Origin of the sequence: Micromonospora sp. NPDC049049 (genome assembly GCF_040649115.1) — a bacterium.
Taxonomy (GTDB): domain Bacteria; phylum Actinomycetota; class Actinomycetes; order Mycobacteriales; family Micromonosporaceae; genus Micromonospora.
This window is the reverse complement of the sequence record NZ_JBEZEX010000018.1, coordinates 1-17,002: the sequence shown is the minus strand read 5'-3', so window position 1 is coordinate 17,002 and position 17,002 is coordinate 1. Positions and strand designations below refer to the sequence as shown.

17 protein-coding genes are annotated in these 17,002 nt (G+C 71.7%); 8 read left to right on the top strand and 9 right to left on the bottom strand.

All coding sequences use genetic code 11. The features are described 5' to 3' along the window. Positions 1–132 precede the first annotated feature (132 nt). Both AB0B68_RS19340 and AB0B68_RS19335 read left to right on the top strand, forming a co-directional pair. Positions 133–582 (top strand): hypothetical protein, encoded by a 450-nt coding sequence (locus AB0B68_RS19340; protein WP_357196887.1) that lies wholly within the window; start codon positions 133–135, stop codon positions 580–582. Then, a complete protein-coding gene (locus AB0B68_RS19335) occupies positions 579–977 on the top strand; it encodes a hypothetical protein (RefSeq protein WP_355006817.1) in 399 nt (132 codons plus the stop codon). The genes AB0B68_RS19340 and AB0B68_RS19335 overlap by 4 nt, the downstream gene beginning before the upstream one ends. Before the next feature lie 32 nt (positions 978–1,009). Here the strand turns inward: AB0B68_RS19335 and AB0B68_RS19330 are convergent, their stop codons facing one another. The 3 genes from AB0B68_RS19330 to AB0B68_RS19320 form a co-directional block, all read right to left on the bottom strand. Then, the gene (locus tag AB0B68_RS19330; RefSeq protein ID WP_357196891.1) at positions 1,010–3,178 is read right to left on the bottom strand and encodes a hypothetical protein; all 2,169 of its coding nucleotides are present in this window, start codon (positions 3,176–3,178) and stop codon (positions 1,010–1,012) included. Continuing rightward, positions 3,171–3,392: a hypothetical protein gene (locus AB0B68_RS19325; RefSeq protein ID WP_357196895.1), complete on the bottom strand. Its 222-nt coding sequence runs from the start codon at positions 3,390–3,392 to the stop codon at positions 3,171–3,173. Before AB0B68_RS19325 ends, AB0B68_RS19330 begins: the two co-directional genes overlap by 8 nt. Before the next feature lie 109 nt (positions 3,393–3,501). Next, the gene (locus AB0B68_RS19320; protein WP_357261486.1) at positions 3,502–4,419 is read right to left on the bottom strand and encodes an SDR family NAD(P)-dependent oxidoreductase; all 918 of its coding nucleotides are present in this window, start codon (positions 4,417–4,419) and stop codon (positions 3,502–3,504) included. Between the two features lie 131 nt (positions 4,420–4,550). On the opposite strand from AB0B68_RS19320, the gene AB0B68_RS19315 reads away from it, so the two are divergent. Further along, on the top strand, positions 4,551–5,372 hold the full coding sequence (locus AB0B68_RS19315; protein WP_357261483.1) for a helix-turn-helix transcriptional regulator: 822 nt from the start codon (positions 4,551–4,553) through the stop codon (positions 5,370–5,372). Between the two features lie 3 nt (positions 5,373–5,375). Here AB0B68_RS19315 and AB0B68_RS19310 read toward each other — a convergent pair whose 3' ends face one another. The 3 genes from AB0B68_RS19310 to AB0B68_RS19300 all read right to left on the bottom strand — a co-directional run bounded on the left by AB0B68_RS19310 (position 5,376) and on the right by AB0B68_RS19300 (position 8,543). Further along, positions 5,376–6,143 (bottom strand): TetR/AcrR family transcriptional regulator, encoded by a 768-nt coding sequence (locus tag AB0B68_RS19310; protein WP_355006822.1) that lies wholly within the window; start codon positions 6,141–6,143, stop codon positions 5,376–5,378. Positions 6,144–6,219: 76 nt separating this feature from the next. Beyond that, the gene (locus AB0B68_RS19305; RefSeq protein WP_357196905.1) at positions 6,220–7,854 is read right to left on the bottom strand and encodes an MFS transporter; all 1,635 of its coding nucleotides are present in this window, start codon (positions 7,852–7,854) and stop codon (positions 6,220–6,222) included. Next, a complete protein-coding gene (locus AB0B68_RS19300) occupies positions 7,848–8,543 on the bottom strand; it encodes an SDR family oxidoreductase (RefSeq protein ID WP_357196908.1) in 696 nt (231 codons plus the stop codon). Before AB0B68_RS19300 ends, AB0B68_RS19305 begins: the two co-directional genes overlap by 7 nt. A gap of 162 nt (positions 8,544–8,705) precedes the next feature. Here AB0B68_RS19300 and AB0B68_RS19295 point away from each other — a divergent pair, with 162 nt between their 5' ends. The 4 genes from AB0B68_RS19295 (at position 8,706) to AB0B68_RS19280 (ending at position 12,570) form a co-directional block, all read left to right on the top strand. Further along, positions 8,706–9,998: a sensor domain-containing protein gene (locus tag AB0B68_RS19295; protein WP_357261480.1), complete on the top strand. Its 1,293-nt coding sequence runs from the start codon at positions 8,706–8,708 to the stop codon at positions 9,996–9,998. Then, positions 9,986–10,651, top strand: a complete 666-nt coding sequence (locus AB0B68_RS19290; RefSeq protein ID WP_355006826.1) for a response regulator transcription factor — start codon at positions 9,986–9,988, stop codon at positions 10,649–10,651. Before AB0B68_RS19295 ends, AB0B68_RS19290 begins: the two co-directional genes overlap by 13 nt. A gap of 92 nt (positions 10,652–10,743) precedes the next feature. After that, the gene (locus AB0B68_RS19285) at positions 10,744–11,805 is read left to right on the top strand and encodes a Gfo/Idh/MocA family oxidoreductase (RefSeq protein ID WP_357196915.1); all 1,062 of its coding nucleotides are present in this window, start codon (positions 10,744–10,746) and stop codon (positions 11,803–11,805) included. A gap of 216 nt (positions 11,806–12,021) precedes the next feature. Continuing rightward, positions 12,022–12,570, top strand: a complete 549-nt coding sequence (locus AB0B68_RS19280) for a DUF1062 domain-containing protein (protein ID WP_357196918.1) — start codon at positions 12,022–12,024, stop codon at positions 12,568–12,570. A 40-nt stretch (positions 12,571–12,610) separates the two neighbouring features. Here AB0B68_RS19280 and AB0B68_RS19275 read toward each other — a convergent pair whose 3' ends face one another. From AB0B68_RS19275 to AB0B68_RS19265, 3 genes are all read right to left on the bottom strand, one after another. Further along, a complete protein-coding gene (locus AB0B68_RS19275; RefSeq protein ID WP_357261477.1) occupies positions 12,611–12,769 on the bottom strand; it encodes a hypothetical protein in 159 nt (52 codons plus the stop codon). A 247-nt stretch (positions 12,770–13,016) separates the two neighbouring features. After that, complete coding sequence (locus AB0B68_RS19270; protein ID WP_030335934.1) at positions 13,017–13,238, bottom strand: hypothetical protein; 222 nt, start codon at positions 13,236–13,238, stop codon at positions 13,017–13,019. 321 nt (positions 13,239–13,559) lie between these two features. Then, a complete protein-coding gene (locus AB0B68_RS19265; RefSeq protein ID WP_357261474.1) occupies positions 13,560–14,642 on the bottom strand; it encodes a PIN domain-containing protein in 1,083 nt (360 codons plus the stop codon). A gap of 219 nt (positions 14,643–14,861) precedes the next feature. Between AB0B68_RS19265 and AB0B68_RS19260 the strand changes: the two genes are divergently transcribed. Continuing rightward, positions 14,862–16,898: a glycosyl hydrolase family 28-related protein gene (locus AB0B68_RS19260; RefSeq protein ID WP_357261471.1), complete on the top strand. Its 2,037-nt coding sequence runs from the start codon at positions 14,862–14,864 to the stop codon at positions 16,896–16,898. The last annotated feature ends 104 nt before the right edge of the window (positions 16,899–17,002 follow it).

Sequence of the window (17,002 nt, the reverse complement as noted above, 5' to 3'; positions counted from 1 at the left end):
GCTCACCGACCGTCCACAGGCAACGCACCACCGGGCTCCGCCGCACGGTTCGCGGCTCCACGGCCGCGACCCACCGAACGGCACCGACCCGCCGGGCGCTGCCGGACGCCGGTCCTCGACCAAGGAGTTGCCGTGGGAAACCTTCGTATCCGATCCCGCCACCAGCCGTACGAGATCGCTGTCCTGGCCGCAGCACCTCTCTGCGGCGTTCTGATGATGACCCTCAACGTCCGGCCGACGTCCGTTCAGACGTCGATGCCGGAGCCCATCCAGGTCGCCTGGGAGCTGGGTCTGGTCGCGGTGGGCGTGGGCGGACTACTGGGCATCCTGTGGCCCGGCCGACTCTCCACAGGGCTCGGTCTCGAACTCGCCTCGGTGCTGGTACTCGGCACGATCACCGGCATGTACGCGGTGGCCCTGTTGGTCATGTCGGGCCGAAACTCCATCGTCGCGACGTCGTTCGTGATGGCGGTGACGGTGGGGTCGCTCTGGCGGGCCGCGCAGATAGCGATCGACCTACGTCGCCTGGCGCGAGCATGCGAATTTGTGACCTACGAACAGTTGCAGGCAGGTGTCACGTGATTACCGCACCCGCGCCAGCTGCACCGCACTGGGTGCAGGTGGCGCTCAGCGTGCTCGGCATCCTCGGCGGGGGCACCGGCCTTGCCGCGATCGCCACAGTCGTGGTGCAGCGGGGCAAGTTCAAGGCCGATGCCGCCGACACGCTCACCGAGGCCGCCCTCACGCTGGTTCAGCCGTTGCAGACACGGATCACCCAGTTGGAGGTCGAGGCGTTCAGCGCCCGGTCCGAGCTGGGCACGCTCCGCGAGCAGGTCAACCAGTTGCAGTTCGTCGTCCGGGTGCTCACCCGGACGTTGGACCGTTGGCGGGCCGCGATCCGGGCCCCCGACGCCACCCTGCGCAAGGTCCGCGCGACGGTGGCGGAGTCCGACCGGATTCCTGAGATGGATCGTTGACCGGCGTCGCTGCCCCCTGTGGCCGGTAACCCTCAATTGGCGTCGCGAAGGCGCTCGGTGAGTTCGCGCACCGCAGCCCGGAACTCGGGGTCGGTCTCGCCCGGATGATGCCCCCGCAGCGGCGGCGCGGACCGCTCTCCCGGTGCCGGCAGCAGGTGTGCAGGGTCCCGCAACCGCCTGTCGACCTGGCCCGCCGGATCGGCCGGGTCCGGAGCTGGATCACCGGGTCGGTGTGCGGCGAACACCCAGCCGCCGACCGGGTCGGTCTCCCGCCAGAGGTTGAGCCACCGCCACTCGACCCGCTCCCCCACCTCCCGCAGCACCTGCTCGTTGAGGTAGGCCGGAAAGAGCCGGGCGTACAGGCGGTCCAGCGGTGAACCGTAGGTGAGCAGCGCGACCCGTCGGCGTACGCGCGGAGGCAGCCGCAGCACCGCCAGCGCCAGCAGCGCGGACCCGTGGCTGTGCCCGCAGAGCAACACCCCGGCGTGCCGCTCGGCCAGTTGGCTGATCCGGTCGGCCAGCTCCGGCACGGCCCGGTCGGCGTAGCTCGGCGGGGCGAACGGGTGCGCGGCCCGGGGCCAGAAGGTGCCCAGGTCCCACAGAATGCCGACGTGCCGGCGGAACCACGCGGTCCGATAGGCGAACACACCCCCGGCCAACAGTGTGAGGAGCAGTCCCGCGAGGAGGTAGGTGCTTCCGGTGAGCCCCATCTCGACGACTCGTGGCGGCAGCCCGAACGCCTGTCGCGCCAACTCCTCCGGCTCACGCCCGGTACGCCCCAGCAGGCTCGTGATCAGTCCGATCAGCGCGAGCACCGCGTACGTGGTCGCGATCAGACCCAGCCACTCGGTGAACCTCGCCCGGGCGATGGTCGTCATCGTCAGCCGCAGCCGCCCCGCCGCCTCCGGCGGAACCACCGGGAAGTCGAGACGGGTGATCGCCGTTGCCGCAACGCGTCGTCGTCGCCGCGACAGGACGGTCAGGGCGCCGCACACCAGCACCGCCGCGACCACGTGCAGGAAGAAGGCCAGGAGCGTCCAGCGGTACGGCAACGGCGGCCCGCCGTCGCCGGAGTAACCGCCGAGCAACTGCCCGATCTGGTAGACGAGGCCGGCGGAGAGCCCGCCGGCCAGGCCGACCGCGAAGGCGGCGACGACCGCCGCGCCCAGGCCACGCCGCAGCGTGGACCGTCCGCCCGCACGGCCACGGTGCCACAGCACCAGCCCGCTGAGCACCACCAGCAGGGTCATCTGACCGAACAGGGCCCCGGCCGCGATCCCGCCGTAGCCGGGCATCCCGGTCGACGACGGCCAGCCATGGTCGTCGCGCACGACGAGGACGAGGGTCGCCACGCTCAGACCGACGGCCAGGACGCCTGTGGTGCGGGCGGTCCATTCCGCGGTTCGCGCCATCGCGGCCCGGTCGGCCAGCCCGGGGGCGGCGAGCAGACCGACGCAGACCAGCAGCACCACCACGCTGAGCGTCAGCAGCAACGTCGTCCCGAGCGTCGCGCCACCGGTGTGACGGGCCACCAGCAACATGAGATCGAGTACGGCGAGCGCGGCGGCGACGTGGATCGCTCGCAGCCGCTGCACCAGCGGTTCCACGGCCCACACCCCGTTGCCGACCGGAGGGGACCGACGTGTGCCGATGAGCATGAGGAACGCGATGGCGGCGATCGGCAGGAGCGCCAGCACGGCCAACCGCTGCCCGACGTGCCGGCCGTCGAGCCCGGCCATCGTGTCGAAGGGCCCACGGCAGCGGACCGCACCGAGACACCGCCAGGCGAACAGGTCGAGCGCGACCCCGGCGATGGACACCACGTACAGCACCGTGAGGTTGAGCGCGAGGAGCCGGCACAGCATGGTGACCCCGACGGCACGGCGGCGGCCGGTGGGTCGCATCCACACGGCCACGTTGCTGAACATGAACGGCAGCAGGAAGACCATGGAGAGGGTCCGGGCCACGGTGCCCGCGGGCAGGTCCCCCCAGCGGTACGCCTCCAGCGTCACCCCGCCCGGGTCGGTGCCCTCCGACCGGTCGGGGCGGTGGAAGCCGCCGCGGTCGTCGCCGGCGACCTGCCGGACTCCCGGGCGGTCGAGGATGACAGTGGGGTCGCCCCCGGACACGCCGTGCACCCGCAACTCCACCACGTCGGGTCTGCGCGGTTGGTCGCCGTGGTCCGGCTCTCTCTCAGGCATCGGGCCGCTCCCCGTGCCGCCGCTGGTCGGACCCGTCCCGTCCGCTGATCTGTCGCGCGTATCCCCGCAGGCCGGGCATCCCGTCGACCAGGACGATGAGCAGCAGCTGGGCGGTCAGGAACAGCGCGGGGCCGATGACGCCCAGGGCCAGGAACGACGCCCTGCCCGGGTTCTCCCGCCGGAGCAGCAGCCGTCCCGGAAGCCCGCCCGCCATCGCCATCCTTCCCCGGCCCGCAGCTGCCACCGCCGCCCCAGTCGTACCACCCGGACTGCCAGGCCCGGCGTGGTTCCGCCGAGCCGGGCCGGCCAGCGGCGACGCCGCGCTACGACATCAGGTCCGACGCCACGTCCCAGAGCCGAGCGGCGTTGCCCGGGTCGACCGCGTACGCGGCCACGCCGCTGTAGTCGGCGGGCCGCTCGGTGACGACCGGGGCCTCTGCGCAGTCCTCGAAGTAGCGACCGCCGACACCGTCCAGCAGGGGGGACGCCGCGAGCAGCACGGAGGTCGCCGCGCCCTGCTGCGGGGTCTTGTGCATCTCCCTGGGCGACTTCAGCCCACCGGTGTGCTTCTGCAAACCGGTGGCGATGGCGCCCGGGTTCAGCGCGTTGGCGTAAATGCCCTCGCCGGACCAGCGGCGGGTGGCTTCCACGACGAGCAGGGCCTCGGCGCTCTTGGACTGCCCGTAGGCCAGCAGCGGGTCGTACGGCCGGAACGCGAAGTGCAGGTCGTCGAAGATCACCGGGGAGAAGAGGTTGCCGCTGGAGCTGACCGACACGACTCGGGCGCCGCCGGCCGCGGCGAGGGCGTCGTGCAGGCCGACGGTCAACGCGAAGTGCCCCATGAAGTTGGTGGCGAACTGCATCTCCCAGCCCTCGGCGGTGCGCTCCAACTCGGGCAGCGCCATGATCCCGGCGTTGTTGACCAGGATGTGCAGCGGCTGGTCCCAGCCGGCGACGAACTGGCGTACCGAATCCTGGTCGGCCAGGTCCAGCGCGCGGACGGTGACCCGCTCCGCGCCGATGCTGGCCGCGATGTCCGCGGCGGCCTGCTCACCCGCCGCGACCCGGCGGACCCCGAGCACGACCTCGGCGCCGGCAGCGGCGAGCGAACGGGCCGTCTCGATGCCGATGCCGGCGGCACCGCCGGTGATGATGGCCCGCTTGCCGCTGAGGTCCACCCCGGCGATGACCTCGTCGGCGGTGGAGGCGAAACCGAAGGGGGTCGTGATGCGCTCTGTCATTGCTGTCCCGTCTCTCGATCACGCTTACTCCGACACTGTCACCCGGGCGGCAGGCGTTAGCCGGTTCCCTGTTTTTCCTGGTAGTGGCAGGACCAGGATGGGCGGTCGGTGGCGGCTCCTACGATGGGCGGGTGAGCGTGGCCGGCCCGCTGGGCGAATACCTGCGTGCCCGGCGTGAGCTGATCGGGCCGGGTGACGTCGGCTTGCCCGCGCACGGCCGTCGGCGGGTCCCCGGCCTGCGGCGCGAGGAGGCCGCCCTGCTCGCCGGCATCAGCGCCGACTACTACCTGCGGTTGGAGCAGGGGCGTGACAGGCACCCGTCGACGCAGGTGGTCGAGGCGCTGGCCCGCGCGTTGAGGCTGGACGCGGACGCGGCGGCACACCTGCACGCCCTGGCCCGGCCGGTGCCGGCCCGCCGGGCGGCGCGACCCTCGGAGCGGGTGCCGGTGGGCATCCGGCAGTTGGTCGGTTCGTGGGCCGAGACGCCGGCCTTCGTGCACGGTCGACACCTGGACGTGCTCTTCGCCAACCCCGCCGCGACCGCGCTGGCGCCGATCTTCACCGCCGGGGTGAATCTCCTGCGCGCGGTCTTCCTGGACCCGAGCGTGCCGGCGCTCTACCCGGGTCTGACGGCTGTCGCGGCCAACGCGGTGGCCGGCCTGCGCGCACAGGTCGGCCCCGAGGTGGACGACCCCCACCTCGTCGAGCTGGTGCGGGAGCTGACGGCCGGCAGCGAGCGGTTTCGGCGGTTGTGGGCCCGGCACGACGTCACGGCCCGCGCCGGCGGTGGGGTGCGGGTGTTCCAGCACCCGGAGGTGGGCGAGTTGGCGCTGCGCTACGAGAAGTTCACGATCAGCGGCACCACCCAGTCGCTGGTGGTCTATCACGCCGAGCCGGGCAGCCCGTCGGCGCGCTCGCTGGCCCGGCTGGCTCGACGGGCAGCACCGCGCTAGCGGCTACCGGTTGGCCGCCCGCTCGGTGACCACCACCGAGATCCCGTCGAGGACGCGTTGCAGACCGAACTCGAACGCGTACTCCGGGCCGTACGCGGCACCGTGCTGCTGGCCGGCCGCGGTGCCGACCCGGGACGCGGTCGGGTAGGCGTCGGGCTTCAGGAATGTCTCCAGCCAGGGCGCGTGCGACTGCCACCATTGGCCATCGGTCATGCCGGTCTCGCGCTCCAGGTCGACCACTTCGGAGGCGGCCCGGGCGGCGCTCTTCACGTGGCCCAGCACGAGGGTGAGCACGGCGTCGACCTCGACGTCGGTGAGCCCGATGTCGACGATGGCGCTCAGCTCGTAGTCGTACTTGGCCATCAGGTGCGGACCGAGCACCGGTCGGGTCGTCTCGGCCCGCAGCATCCAGGGATGCCGCTGGTAGAGCGCAAGATTGTCACGGGCGATCCGCTCCAACCGCGTACGCCAGTCGCCCTCGACGGCGGGGCGTGGCATCTCGCCGTACGCGGTGTCGATCATGACGGCGACGAGTTCGGCCTTGCCCGGCACGTAGGTGTAGACCGACATCGTGCCGACCCCCAGCGCCTCACCGACCCGGCGCATGGTCAGCGCGTCGAGACCCTCGGCGTCGGCGATGTCGATCGCGACCCGGACGATCCGATCGACGCTGAGCGCCGGACCGGCGCTGCGGCTGGTCGGCTCCCGGGTGCGCCAGAGAAGGGCCAGGCTGCGGGCCGGGTCCGCGGTCGCCTTGCGCTCACTCGCCATGGTGCGGCCATCCTAACAACGAGACCGTACGTCGTACGCGGCCGCGCCGGCCCCTGCTCAGGGGTGCCGCGCGGTGTCAGAGCGCCTCGCGGTCGTCGGAGAGCGTCGGGCCGGCCGCGGCGGGCACCAGGTGTCGGACCTCCGGTTCGCCGTCGGTCAACTCCCGGGCCCGCTGCTCGGCCGCGCGGTCCTCACCTGTCAACCGGCCGCCGTGCTGGCGCAGGTGCTCGTCCCAGGACGGCACCAGGTACACCTCGACGAACCGGTCCACCGTCTCGGCCGGGCGGAACAGCCCCCACCGCATCGCGCCGGTCCGCTGCCGCGCGCCACGCACCAGGTCCATCGCCGCCAGGAATTGTTGGGTCCGCTCCGGCCGGACCGTGTACTGCACCGTCACCAGCACCGGCCCCACCCCCGGGTCCGGCTCCCGCGCCAGGTGCAGTTGCGGCCAGTAGGCAGCCGGTTCCCGGTTGACCGAGCGCAGGTCCGGCAACGGCCAGATCCGACTCGTCAGGGTGCCGAGAAGCATCAGGGACGCCGCCGCCAGGTACGCGGGGAGCAGCCCGGCCATCTCGGCCACCAGACCCCACAGCAGCGCGCCGGCGGCCTGCCCACCGGCGAAGCACACCTGGTAGACGGCCAGGCCCCGGGCCCGTACCCAACTGGGCAGGAAGAGCTGCATCTCCGCGTTGACGTTGGCCAGCACCGTCACCCAGGCCATCCCGGCGGGCAGCAGGGCGAGCAGCACCAGCGGCACCGCCCGGACGGTGCCGACGACGGTCAGCGCCACTGTGAACAGCGCCCCGGCGATCAGCAGGAGCTGGTTGGCCGTCAGCCGGGTGCGGATCACGGCCAGCAGCACGCCACCCGCGATGGCGCCCACGCCGAGGGCCGCCAACAGCACCCCGTACCCGCCGGAGCCCAGCCCCAGCCGCCGACTCGCCACCAACGGCAGCAACGCCCACAGCGCGCTGGCCGGGACCACGAAGACCAACGCACGGCGCAACAGCCGGCGGACGATCGGCGAGTGGCGTACGTAGCGGCTGCCGGCGCGCAACGCGGCGGTGAACCGCTCCGGCACCTCGACCGCGCGGGCGTTGCCGGGCCGCCAGCGCCACAGCGCGTACGCGAAGATCGCGAAGGCGACCGCGTTGATGCCGAAGACCGGGGCGACGCCGGTACGGGCGATCAGCACGCCGGCCACCGCGGGTCCGACCGCCCTCGCCACGTTCACGCTTATCGACCCGAGCGCGGACGCCGACCGGAGTTGTTCCTGCGGCACCAGCTCCGGGATCACCGCCGCCCAGGCCGGCAGGGTCAGCGCCTGCCCGACACCGAACGCGAAGGTGAGGGTGAGCAGCAGCGCGGGCGGCATCCGGTCGGTCAGGGTGAGCAGCGTCAACACGACCGCCACCGCCACCAGGAACAGCTGCACGGCGATCAGCAGGTGCCGGCGGTCGAAGCTGTCGGCCAGCACCCCGGCGGGCAACGCCAGCAGCAGCACCGGCAGCAGGCTGGCGGTCTGCACCAACGCGACGAGGGTGGAGGCGTTGGAGTGGTTGATCAGCAGCCACTGCGCGCCGACGGTCTGCATCCAGGTACCGATGTTGGCGGCGAGCAGGGCCAGCCACAGGTTGCGATAGACCGCCGTCCGCAGCGGCGCCCAGGCCGAGACCGGACGGTCGGCGGGTCCGGCTGCTGCCGTCACCACCGCCCGTCCGCGCGCAGCACGCGCTCACCGGAGACGTAGAGGTCGTCGGGTTCGAGCAACAGCAACCGGACGACCTCGGTGGCGACCTGTTCGGGCATGGCGTACACCTCGTCCAGGAACTCGGCACCCACCCGTTCCTGTAGCCGGGTCGGCATCGGCCCGGGGTGCAGCTGCATCACCTTGACCCGGTTGCTGTGCTGGGCCTCGGCCAGCGAATCGACAAGGCTGTTGCCGTAGCTCTTGGTGGCCCTGTAGACGGGGATGCCGGGCCGGGGGGCCGACAGCGCCAGCGCGCCGATGTAGACGACGTTGCCGTGGCCCTGCCGGTGCAGGTGCTGCACCGCCTCCCGCAGCAGGTACGTGATGCCCAGAACGTTGATCTCCACGGCCCGGCGGATGTGCTCCACCGACAGGTCCCCCAGGTCGCCGCCCGCCCACATGGAGGCGCAGGCCGCCACCCCGTCGATCGTGCCGTAGCGCTCGACCACCTCGGCGAACCCGTCACGGACCTGCTCGTAGGAGGAGATGTCGCAGACGGCGCCGTCGCAACCCAGCTCGTCGGTAGCGGCGGCGACCTCGGCCGGCACGTTGCCGAACACCACCACCTGATGCTCGTCGACGAGCAGTCGGGCCACCGCGAGGCCGAGACCGCTGGTCCCGCCGACCACCACGAAGGTTCTGGCACCCATGTCTCTCCAGCCGCCGCCAGCAAAGGTCACGCGGGTCGCGTGACCTCGCGTTCTTCCCGTTTCCGGGCTCCGCACACCCGTTCGCTGGTAGTGCTGGGCATACCCCGAAGAGGGGATCTGGACGGCTGGGGCACCCGGTCGCCCCCGATTAGCGTCTGCTGCATGACCACGGAACACCCTTCGCACCTGGCCGAGGCGCTGCGCCGCCGCCGCTGGCTGATCTCCGCGTGGCCTTGGCGCGCGCTGGCCTACCTGGTGACCACGGTGCCGATCGCCGGCGTGCTCGGCGTCGGGCTGCTCGTCATCGGCGCGCCCCTGCTGGCCGCCGCCAACGGGCTCCGCCTGCACGGCCGACCACCGAGCATCGCGCTGATGCTGTTCCTGGCGACCGGCAGCCTCACCCTTTTGGCGTTGGCCCCGCTCGTGAGCTTCCCGGTGGCCGTCGTCGAGCGGTGGCGGGTCGGGCTCGTCGACGGTCGCCCGCTGCCCTCGTCGCCGTGGCCGGGCCTGGTCGCCCGCTACCGCAACGCCGCGACCTGGCGGGAGGTGGCCTACCTGTTCTGGCTGGGCGGGTTCACTCCGGTCGCCTACTGGGTGTTCCTGGTGCTGGTGCTGCTCGACCTCGGAATGATCTCCAGCCCCTGGCTGGCCGGAGACGCCAACCAGCCGGTGGTGATCTGGCAGCCGATCGACAGCACCGGCGAAGCCATTCCGTACGCCATCGTGGGGGTGCTGCTGGTCCCGGTTCTCTGGTACGCCGTCGGTCTGCTCGCCTCCGCCCAGGCAGCCGTGGCCCGGTGGTTACTGGCCCACCCGGTGGACGCGGCGGCGTTGCGCGAGGTCACCCGCTCCCGCACCCGACTGGTCGGCGCGTACGAGGCCGAACGCCGTCGGATCGAGCGCGACCTGCACGACGGCGCCCAGCCCCGGCTGACCAGCCTCACCCTTCAGCTCGGGCTGGCCCGGCTGGACGTACCCGAGGACTCCCCCGCGTCCCGCCCCCTCGCCGTGGCGCACGACCAGGCCCGGGGACTGATGGTGATGCTGCGGCAGTTGGTGCACGGCATCCGCCCGCAGAGCCTCACCGACCTCGGCCTGGCCGGCGCCGTGCGCGAGCTGGCCGACGCCGCCACCATCCCGGTCGCCGTGCACGCCGACCTGCACGACGAACTGCCGGAGATCGTGGACACCACCGCCTACTTCGTGGTCTCCGAGGCGCTGGGCAACGTGGCCCGGCACGCGCAGGCGACCCGCGCCGACGTACGCCTCACCCGGATCGGCGGTGACCTCGTCGTCGAGGTGACCGACGACGGCCACGGCGGCGCCGACCCGGCCCAGGGCACCGGCCTGACCGGGCTCGCCGACCGGGTCGCCGCGGTGGACGGCCGGCTGCTCCTGTCCAGCCCGCCCGGCGGCCCTACAGTGGTCCGGGTGGAGCTGCCATGTCGTCGGTGACCCGGGTGGTGCTCGCCGAGGACGAGGTGCTGCTGCGGGAGGGTCTGGTCGCGCTGCTGACCCGCTTCGACTTCACCGTGTGCGCGGCCGTCGGCTCCGCACCGGACCTGCTGGCGGCGGCCCGCGACCACCAACCGGACCTGGTGCTGACCGATATCCGGATGCCGCCGGGCCGCCGCGACGACGGGCTGCGCGCGGCCGTCACGCTGCGCACCGAGCGACCTGACCTCCCGGTCGTGGTGCTCAGCCAGTACGTGCAGACCGGGTACGCGGCGGCGCTGCTGGACAGCGGCGACGGCCAACGCGTCGGCTACCTGCTCAAGGACCGGGTCGCCGAGGTCACCGAGTTCGTCGACACGCTGCGCCGGGTCGCCGACGGCGGCACCGCCATCGACCCGGACGTGGTCCGGCAACTGCTGCACCGCCCCCGCGACCCGCTCGCCGCGCTGTCCGCCCGGGAACGCGAGGTGTTGGCGCTGCTCGCCGAAGGGCGGTCCAACGCCTCCATCGCCGGCCGGTTGCACGTCAGCGAGGCGGCGGTCGGCAAGCACGTCGGCAACATCCTGCTGAAGCTCGACCTGCCCCCCAGCGACGACACCAACCGGCGGGTGCTCGCGGTCCTCACCTACCTGCGCGCCGACCCGGTTACCTGACCGGCACCGGGCCGAGATCGGGCCCGGCGTAGATTCTTCTCAGCGGTACCGGCGCCAGGTCAGGGCGCGGACCAGGGAGACGGGGGCACGGCATGGCGAAGGCGCTGCGGGTTGGTCTGCTGGGGTACGGGCTGGCGGGCCGGGTGTTCCACGCGCCGCTGATCGCCGCGACCCCCGGGCTGCGGCTCGACGCCATCGTGACCCGTGATCCGCAGCGACGCGAACAGGCGCGGCAGCACTTCCCGGACGCCCGCCTGGTCGACGACGCCGACGAGGTGTGGCGTACCCCGGACGCCCTGGACCTGGTCGTGGTGGCGACGCCGAACCGGCAGCACGTGCCGATGGCGCGCGCGGCGCTCGCCGCCGGCCTGCCGGTCGTCGTCGACAAGCCCCTCTCCCCGACCGCCGCGGAGGGCCGCGCGCTGATCGACGAGGCGACCGAGCGTGGGGTGCCGCTGACGGTCTTCCAGAACCGGCGCTGGGACGGCGACTTCCTGACCGTCCGCCGCCTGGTCGAGCAGGGCGAGTTGGGGCAGGTGCTGCGCTTCGAGTCCCGGTTCGAGCGGTTCCGTCCGACGATCAAGCCGGGCTGGCGGGAGCTTGCCGGTCCGGAGGAAGCCGGCGGCGCACTCTTCGACCTCGGCGCCCACCTCGTCGACCAGGCGGTGCAGCTGTTCGGCCAGGTCGAGCGGGTGTACGCGGAGGTGGACCGTCGCCGCGCGGGCGCGGCCGTCGACGACGACGCCTTCGTGGCGTTGACCCACGCCAACGGGGTCCACTCGCACCTGTGGATGGGTGCGGTGACCGCTCAGCTCGGGCCGCGCCTGCGGGTGCTGGGCGACCGGGCCGGCTACACCAGCTACGGGCTGGACGTGCAGGAGGCGGCGCTGCACGACGGTGGCCGCCCGGACCAGCCGGGCTGGGGTGAGGTTCCGCCGGACCGCTACGGCCTGCTCGGCGTCGACGGTGACCTGCGGCCGGTGCCGACCGAACCCGGCGCGTACCAGAGCTTCTACGCCCAGGTGGCGGCTGCGCTGCGCGATGGCACGCCGATGCCGGTGGACCCACGGGACTCCGTCCACACTGTCGAGTTGATCGAGCTGGCCCACCGGTCGGCGGCCGAGGGCGTGGTCCTGCCGGTCCCGAAGGCCTGACCGGTTCGTTCGTCCCGCCACCCGGGCTCCTGACGCGTAAAACCAGTGGAGCGGCGCCGCCGTGCGCCGTTACCGTGCTGCGCAACCAGGTCGTCTAGGTAAGGACGTGCCGTTGTACACCCTGTGAGACCTCCCGAGAGCTGATCTGTCGCGCGTCGCGCCTGTGCGCCGCGCTCCTTTTTGCTGCGGACTTCTCACTGAAACCGGTGTACCTCTGTGCTCATTCACTGGGCCGTCGTGCCCACCTGCCTGCCGATCGTCAACCGCCGTTGCCACGCGTGCCCGTCCCAACGCCTTCGGGCGAGCGGCAAGTTCCGTGTCAACGCCAACCACAAGCTCCTCGACGTCTGGCTTCTCGTGCTCTGCACCGAGTGTGGGGAGACGGCGAAACTCACCGTCCTGGAACGGATGACAGTGCGCACCATCCCACCCGAACTGCTGGACCGGCTCCATGCCAACAATGGCGGCCTGGTCGCCGAGCTGCTCCAGGATCCGGCCGTCCAGCACCGGAATCGATTCGCCCTGGACTGGACCGACGCCTGGCGTCTCGACACCGGCGGATCGGAGCATCTGGACCTCGACGTGATCGACGTCGCGGTCCGCAACGCGGCACGGGTCCCGGTCCGGCCGACCCGACTGATCGCTGAGGGTTGCCGTCTGTCGCGCGGCGAGATCGACCGACTGATCATGGAGGGCAAGGTCGTTTCGGCGTTCCGGTTGAGCGGCAAGCTCTCCGGCGACTTCACCTTCACGCTGAAGCGCTGAGCCGATCATGGGGCCTGTCCGGCAGGACGCCGGGCAGGCCCTAATCGGCGTTCTCCTCGGTGGGAGCACCGTCCGGCGCGCGGGCGTCGTCGTCGGTCAGCGCGTCGTCCGACGAGGCGCCGAGGTTGGCGAGCCGACGCTCGGCCTCTCGGACCTCCTCGTCGATCCTGGCGTTCTCCTCATCGGGACCCTGCGACATGGGCGACCTCCATCGGGCGCGACCGGCAGCCCTCCGGGTACCCGACCTGAGGGCGGGGACACGGAGATCCGCCGCCATCCCTTGATCAGGTAGCTCAATCCGCGCCCCGGGACCTACTTTTCATCACGTGATGAGGAGTAGTTGAGCCGGCCAGCCGAGTTGTGGAGTGGTAACCGAGCGCCGGGCCCGGTCGGCGGGCGCGCCGGGCTGTAGCCCAGGAGCGTTGCCGACCCGGCCCGGTGCCGGATCAGCGCTGCTTTAGCTCGCGCCAGGATGGGTGGGTGCCGCGCCAGGCGTCGGCGAGGATGGCCGCCGAGGCCCGGCTTGGGCACTGCTGCACCCGCTCACGACCCGACGCCCCACCGATCTGGGCGCGGACCTCCCAACCCTGCCCGTCAGTACGGATGTACACGTCCCGGCGCCCGCGCGGGGTCGTGTCTCCGTTCCACCAGTGCTCCTCCACCTTCATTCGCCGACCGTATAGCAATTCCCGCGCGGAGGGTACGGCGCAGGTATGCCCGGACCGGGGCAAGGGCGACAATCCAGGCGCATTTCGGGCCAACCGTTGGCGGTTCGAAACCATAACGGGCGGTTCTCCCGCTCCTGAGTTGCGAATCAGGAAGCTCTACCGTGCAGCCCGCCGGCAATCCCCAACCCTGTTGATCAAGAAGTTCGCGTCAGGGATCGCGTTCCCACTGACGGAAACCTCTTGATCAGCTCAGGCGGGCGGGGCGCGGCGGGGCGCGGGTCGGCGGGGCGCGGGTCGGCGGGGCGCGGGTCGGCGGGGCGGTCAGGTTTGGGTTGTCAGGAGGTAGTCGTCGGCTTCGGGGCTCCAGCGCAGGTCCAGTACGCCGGCGGTGGCGGCGGCCTTGCAGAACTGTAGGAAGCTGCGGTAGCCGAGCTTCTTCTCGCTGAAGTCGGGGCGGGCCCGGCGCACCTGGTTCTTCAACCCGGACAACGCCACCGGGTTGCCGCCACTACCGAGGTCCGCCACGACGCCCCGGAGCAGACCGAACGCCACCTCCCGGTCGCCGTGCTCGGGCAGTGAGACCTCGGGGTCACCCTTCGCCGGCCCCTCGGCCAGCTCGATCACGTTGCGCTCGGCGAGGTGGCGCAGCAGTTCGCCGAAGGTGCGGAAGCCGTAGTCGGACTCGCTGAAGGTGGGGTCCTTGCGCAACAGGGTCCGCTTGAGCCGGGAGGCGGTGACCTCACCGTTGGCGCTGCCCTGCAACCCGGCGACCGACTGGGCGACGAGCACCGCGAGGGCGTCCACATCCCGATCGGGCTCCGCGTCCTGTGTACGACGCTCCTGCTCCTGCTCCGGCTCGGGTGGGCGCTGGTCCGCGCCGGCCTGCCGGGTGGCGGGACGAGCGCGCCGACCACGGGCCGGCGGGATGTCCACGCCCTCCAAGCGGTCGTAGTACAGGAACTCGTCGCACGCCGGGGGAAGCAGCCCCGAGGTGGACCCCTCAACCCCGACGCCGATGACCCGCTTGTTCAGCTCGCGCAGCTTGTGCACCAGCGGGGTGAAGTCGCTGTCACCACTGCAGATCACGAAGGTGGAGATGTAGTCGCGTTCGAACGCCAACTCGATCGCGTCGACGGCCATCTTGATGTCCGCGGCGTTCTTACGGGACGCGCCCATCCGCTGCGGGATCTCGATCAGCTCGACGTGGGACCGGGTGAGCATCCGGCGGTCCTCGTCGAAGTAGGACCAGTCGGCGTACGCCCGTCGGACGACCACCCGACCTCGTTCGGCCAGCGCGTCGGCGATGGGCCGGAAGTCGAAGGCCGCGCCGCCACGATGGTCGCGCGCGCCCAACGCGAGGTTCTCGTAGTCGAGGAAGAGGGCAATCCGGTCTTCTTGATCCACGCGGATCAGCCTACGCCGGGCGTGAGCTGGTGGGGGCAGGCGACGCGCGGCACCTCAACTCGTCAACCGTCCATTTCTTGCGGCCTGATAGTCGTTTATTTTCGTTGTTCGATAGTTGTCTTGCAGCGCCCTGTCTGGTGCTGCATCATGACGATCAATGTCGGGCGTCGGGGGGACGCCGGGCGGACCTCCACCACCACCCACCCAGGAGGGTCACCGATGTTTCGCAGCCTCACGCCGGCGCGGGGACGCCCCGGCCGGCCCAGCGGCACCGCCGTCGCGCTCGCGGCCGGTCTCGCCGTGCTGGTCGCCGGACCCACCGCGGCCGTCGCCAGTCCACCCGCGTCCGCCGGCGCGCAGCCGGTGGTCACCCGGGCCGCCCTCGATCCGGCACTGGTCGCCGGACGCGGCGCGGACGTCGACTTCCTTGAGCAGGAAGCGGAGAACGCCCGCACCAACGGCGAGATCATCGGGCCCGACCGCACCGCCTACACGCTGCCCGCGGAGGCTTCCGGCCGCCGGGCGGTCCGGCTCACCCCCGGGGAGTACGTGGAATTCGTCCTGCCCAGCGCGGCGAACGGGATCACCGTGCGGTACAGCATCCCGGACGCGCCGCAGGGTGGCGGGATCACCGCGCCGCTGCGGGTCGCCGTCAACGGCAAGCACCTGCGCACCATGACGCTCACATCGCAGTACTCGTGGCTCTACAACCAGTACCCGTTCACCAACGACCCGCAGGCCGGGCTGCTGCACCCGGACTGGTGGATCACCGAGTGCCAGTGCGTGCCGTCGGCCACCACGCCGTACCCGAGCATCACCAAGCCGTTCCGGCCCACCCACTTCTACGACGAGCAACGGCTGCTGCTCGGGCGTACCTACCGGGCCGGCGACAAGGTCCGGCTCACCGCGCCGCCCGGCAGCGCCGCCGCCTGGACGGTCATCGACCTGCTCGACTCCGAGTTGGTGGCACCGCCGCACGTCCGACTGCTCGCGGCGAACGTGCTCGCCTTCGGCGCCGACCCCACCGGCCGGCGGGACTCCGCCGACGCGCTGGACCGGGCCATCGCCTTCGCTCGGCGCGCCCACCTCAAGGTCTACATCCCGCCGGGCACCTACCAGGTCAACCGGCACATCATCGTCGACGACGTGACCATCGAGGGCGCCGGCAACTGGTACACCACGATCAAGGGCCGCGAGGTCGCCCTGCCGACTCCCGCGCCGGACGGCTCCGTGCACACCGGGGTCGGGTTCTATGGGCGGGACGCCGCCGACGGCGGCAGCCGCAACGTGCACCTCTCCGGCTTCGCCATCGAGGGCGACGTGCGGGAACGCATCGACACCGACCAGGTCAACGCGATCGGTGGTGCGATGAGCGACTCCACGATCGACGGGCTCTACCTGCACCACACCAAGGCAGGTCTGTGGTTCGACGGCCCGATGCGCAACGTCCGCGTCACCAACAACATCATCGTCGACCAGATCGCCGACGCGCTCAACTTCCACACCGGCGTGACCGACTCCCTCGTGTCGCACAACTTCGTCCGCAACACCGGCGACGACGGCCTGGCGATGTGGTCGGAGAAGACGGCCAACGCACGGAACACGTTCGACCACAACACCGTGCAGTCACCGACCCTTGCCAACGGCATCGCCATCTACGGCGGCACCGACACCACCGTCTCGCACAACCTGGTCGCCGACCCGGTACGCGAGGGCAGCGGCCTGCACGCCGGGGCCCGCTTCGGCGCGGAGCCGTTCACCGGGCACCTGCGCTTCACGAACAACACCACGGCCCGCGCCGGCACGTACGAGCTGAACTGGAACATCGGGCTGGGCGCGATCTGGGTCTTCGCCCTGGATCGCAGCATCGAGGCGCCCATCGAGGTGACCGGCGACGCGTACCTGGACAACACGTACAACGCGATCATGCTGGTCAGCGACTGGCCGGTGAAGGACCTCTACTCGATCTCCGACGCCCGGTTCCGGGACGTCCGGGTCGACGGCACCGGCACCTCGGTGCTCAGCGCCCGCGCTGCCGGGTCCGCCTCGTTCGCCAACGTGGACGCTCGCAACGTGGGCGCGGTCGGCGTCAACAACTGCGGATCGTTCCACTTCACCCCGGCCGGTTCGGAGTTCACACTGACCGACCTCGGCGGTAACGACGGCGGGTGGCTCGCGCCGTGGCTGCTGCCCAACACCATCACCTGCGACGACCGGCCGCCCGTGTCGCCGCCCCCGCCTCCGGCGCAGTGGTGACAGCGGTGGGCGGCCCGATCGATCGGGCCAGGTCGGGCAGGTCGTGCAGCGGGATGTCACCGGGCACCAGCAGGGACCCGTCCGATTCCCGGACCACCCCGCGC

What these genes read in the sequence shown, in the direction of transcription:
- AB0B68_RS19290 (WP_355006826.1), top strand. Translation starts at nt 9,986, where the DNA reads ATGTCGTCGGTGACCCGGGTGGTGCTCGCCGAGGACGAGGTGCTGCTG.
- AB0B68_RS19260 (WP_357261471.1), top strand. Translation starts at nt 14,862, where the DNA reads ATGTTTCGCAGCCTCACGCCGGCGCGGGGACGCCCCGGCCGGCCCAGC.
- AB0B68_RS19310 (WP_355006822.1), bottom strand. Translation starts at nt 6,143, where the DNA reads ATGGCGAGTGAGCGCAAGGCGACCGCGGACCCGGCCCGCAGCCTGGCC.
- AB0B68_RS19325 (WP_357196895.1), bottom strand. Translation starts at nt 3,392, where the DNA reads ATGGCGGGCGGGCTTCCGGGACGGCTGCTGCTCCGGCGGGAGAACCCG.
- AB0B68_RS19275 (WP_357261477.1), bottom strand. Translation starts at nt 12,769, where the DNA reads ATGTCGCAGGGTCCCGATGAGGAGAACGCCAGGATCGACGAGGAGGTC.
- AB0B68_RS19330 (WP_357196891.1), bottom strand. Translation starts at nt 3,178, where the DNA reads ATGCCTGAGAGAGAGCCGGACCACGGCGACCAACCGCGCAGACCCGAC.
- AB0B68_RS19270 (WP_030335934.1), bottom strand. Translation starts at nt 13,238, where the DNA reads ATGAAGGTGGAGGAGCACTGGTGGAACGGAGACACGACCCCGCGCGGG.
- AB0B68_RS19320 (WP_357261486.1), bottom strand. Translation starts at nt 4,419, where the DNA reads ATGACAGAGCGCATCACGACCCCCTTCGGTTTCGCCTCCACCGCCGAC.
- AB0B68_RS19295 (WP_357261480.1), top strand. Translation starts at nt 8,706, where the DNA reads ATGACCACGGAACACCCTTCGCACCTGGCCGAGGCGCTGCGCCGCCGC.
- AB0B68_RS19300 (WP_357196908.1), bottom strand. Translation starts at nt 8,543, where the DNA reads ATGGGTGCCAGAACCTTCGTGGTGGTCGGCGGGACCAGCGGTCTCGGC.
- AB0B68_RS19285 (WP_357196915.1), top strand. Translation starts at nt 10,744, where the DNA reads ATGGCGAAGGCGCTGCGGGTTGGTCTGCTGGGGTACGGGCTGGCGGGC.